Annotated in this window: 4 protein-coding genes; all 4 read left to right on the top strand. The window is 57.2% G+C overall.

Annotation, left to right across the window (positions count from 1 at the left end):
* A partial coding sequence (locus JQ567_RS37830; protein ID WP_212443521.1) for a hypothetical protein occupies positions 1-307 on the top strand: 307 nt, incomplete at its 5' end.
* 987 nt (positions 308-1,294) lie between these two features.
* Positions 1,295-1,564, top strand: coding sequence for a hypothetical protein (locus JQ567_RS37825; protein ID WP_212443520.1), 270 nt, complete (start codon positions 1,295-1,297; stop codon positions 1,562-1,564).
* A gap of 115 nt (positions 1,565-1,679) precedes the next feature.
* The gene (locus JQ567_RS37820) at positions 1,680-1,886 is read left to right on the top strand and encodes a hypothetical protein (protein WP_249165997.1); all 207 of its coding nucleotides are present in this window, start codon (positions 1,680-1,682) and stop codon (positions 1,884-1,886) included.
* 213 nt (positions 1,887-2,099) lie between these two features.
* Positions 2,100-2,291, top strand: a complete 192-nt coding sequence (locus JQ567_RS37815) for a hypothetical protein (protein WP_212443519.1) — start codon at positions 2,100-2,102, stop codon at positions 2,289-2,291.
* Positions 2,292-2,831: the final 540 nt, after the last annotated feature.

Genomic DNA, 2,831 nt, shown 5'->3' with positions numbered 1-2,831 from the left:
CGAAACGAGCAGCGCCGCAGTAGCCGCTATGAACTCCCGCCGCTTCATTCGATCCTCATTGCAGCTTGAGGAGACGGATGCAGAGTATCAGTTCTCGACGGTCGTCGCACTCGGTGAGGTGCAATGCTGCGTCGCAAAGCGGCGCGATGTCGCATGCCCGCAATGGGTCAATCGCATCACTTTGACAGCGCGCCGCGAACTTCTGCTCTTCCCCGATCAGCGGACATCGCCGATCAGGTGCGTCAGGTCCGAAAGTGCCAACAGCGGTCATTCGGGCACGCTTGGGCTGAAGGCGAAGGGAAAATAGTTGGCTGAACGGGTCAGTATCCAGTATCGCGCTTCGGCTCTTGAGCGGCCAGTCTGGCCATGACAAGGGCATCCTCCGCCGCATAACGAATTTCCCGAGCAGCCTTTAAGGGGCGCCGAATGTTGGGATCTTCCGAGCTACTATCAAAGGTGATCAGCCTCATGCAATTCGGACACTGAACCTGATAGCCGTTCTTTAGCCGGTTGGCTCGCTCTGAAAAGGGCTTTCGGCAATTAGAGCAAATAACTTTGACCCGATCGTTCATAAGAACCCGCTCCTGTTCTGGCCGCCGTGGGCGACTCCTCCCATTTTTGGGAGGAACGATAAGGATCAAACTTTTAAGTTTGGACCTGGACTTTGAGCAGAGTTGACCGATCGTGGTCATGAGTCGTCAATGAATTTGCACCCCTTTGTGCCGGGCAAGTCGCATGAGAAACTCGGTGTGAATCGGACTGGAGGGCATCGTGTCCAAGGCGGTTGGACGCGCCGTACCGGAGCGGCCCGGACCCTTCCCCCTTGGCCATGGCGCCTGCCACCCAAATAAATCCCCTGCGTGCGCCGCACACTCCGCAACTCAGCCAGTTAACGTCCGTTGGTCTCGGTCGTGCGGCCGAGTGGCCCAGGGCCTGCTCGGTTTTTGCGGCAGGGACCGCCGGCCCTTAACCTCCCGCCGGCGGTCCCACCCCTCGCGCGTCACGGACGGTCTAGGCGCGGCAATGGTTTGCGCTCTGAAGAAAGGGCTAACCATGGAAACGGTGCTCTCCCTGTTGATCTCGGCAGGAATAATCGCCTTCGGCGTTTGGGTTGTCACCGCGACGATTACCGCGGGCTGGCCTTGGACGCTCATGGGACTAACTTGCCGTTATCGTGGGATTAATCAGCCTTTATGAATCGGTTTGAGGAAGCCAAGACACGGCGTTTTTGAAGCCCCCTGGGGCGGCTTTCCCGCAGCGGGGACCGTAGGAGCAGGACTGGGAAGGTGTGCCGATGGCAAGTCCCGAGTCTCACGTTAATTTCGATGCGCCTGCTGTTCTTCGCAAGTGGCCGTCACTGAACAATCAGCGGCGCACCGAGAGCAGATGCCCCTATCTGCTCGTCGATGGCACGCTTGATGAATGCATTCGAGAGTTCATGGCCAAGCCGGCTTCCATGCGACACCTGTATGAGATTCATACTTCACCACAGCCCCCGTTGGTGAATGCAGTCTTGTCGGCAGAAATCGTCGCTGAGCTTGCGCGGTTGCGGGATTTTCTCTGATCCTCCTGCTTTCTCCGCTAGTCACCGCGTTGGATGCAGTGCCCCGATTTATCTCGCAATCGCCGCCCAACAGGCGCAACCTTCACTGCGGGGCCACCTCGAGAGGAGGTCGATCGTGCACATAATCAACAGCAAGGGAATCCACGTCGGAAACGTGATCGGCTCGGCGATCTTCGGTCTCAGGGGAGAAAAGCTTTACGAGCTAAAAGGCATCAGCATCTATCGTCTGTCTGGCGAACTGGTCGGGCATCTGAACGACACGTCTGATACTGAGAAGCGGCTTGATCGCGCTAATGACAGGCTATTTGTCGGAGGATATTGAGCCCCGAAAAATAAGGATCCCGGACTGCTACCAAGGTTCTAAAGAGCAGCTATCGCGCGCCCATAGGTTGCGCTAGCCTCGCGTAGGGGGGCTGGGGTGATGACGCTTATCGCTTGTCGGGAGTGTGGAAAGTCGATCAGTGACAAAGCAGCGACTTGGCCACCCGCTTTCGCATAGGCTGCGGCTTTCCAATTACAACTAGCGGGGAGCGAAATGGCTGAAAGAATCGACGTCGAGGTTACCGGCAAATCGCAGTTTGAAGTCGCCTACGACATGGCGAGATTCATTCTCATCACTATGGAAGGTCGTCAGGTTAAAAAGATAAAGCGGCAAGAGTTCTTGCATTTGGTAGCTGACTGCATAGAGGCCTTGCGCGGCATTAAGGTCAGAGAGATTGTCAGCTAAAAAGTGAGGCGGCGGTCGTGGCGATTTGGAGCCTGTTGGGCGGTCGCTAATGGCCTCATGGTCGCGTAAGTTCGACGAGCCGATTACGCTGCCCGGCGGGCAAACTCTGTTCACGCTCCTGGACGCCGGCGACTACATCGCTGCTTTACCGAAAAAGGAATCCGACCTTCCAGAATGGGCCCTAGTTGATCGGGAAGTTTGACACGAGCCTCCCGCGTTGAACGGCATTACGGCGCCCCGGCGTTGCGTCGGTAACGGTGCCGGTCCCGACCAGTCGGGACGCAAGATCGTGACGTCGTTTTGTTGGACGGCCGGAGGCTGGATTGCGGGTCTCGCCTTCCAGTCTAAGAAGGCCATGGTCACGAAAAACGCGACCGCTGCGGCAGCGATTGCCCCGAGAACGATCGACAAGCTCGATCGACCAACGAATGGAAGAACTCAACATGGGCCGCATGCTGCAACCTGATCTTCCCCCGAGAAAGTGGACGGGCTTAAGCGGCTTTTAGCTCCATCTCGATCGGAGCGATATATCCGATTGCG

This window comes from Bradyrhizobium sp. AUGA SZCCT0431 (assembly GCF_018131065.1).
Taxonomy (GTDB): domain Bacteria; phylum Pseudomonadota; class Alphaproteobacteria; order Rhizobiales; family Xanthobacteraceae; genus Bradyrhizobium.
Note: the sequence above shows the minus strand (reverse complement) of the source record. Positions and strands in the feature narration are given on the sequence as shown.

Bases quoted from the DNA above. Each gene is read 5' to 3' on its own strand.
- JQ567_RS37825 (WP_212443520.1), top strand. From the start codon at position 1,295: ATGGCAAGTCCCGAGTCTCACGTTAATTTCGATGCGCCTGCTGTTCTT.
- JQ567_RS37815 (WP_212443519.1), top strand. From the start codon at position 2,100: ATGGCTGAAAGAATCGACGTCGAGGTTACCGGCAAATCGCAGTTTGAA.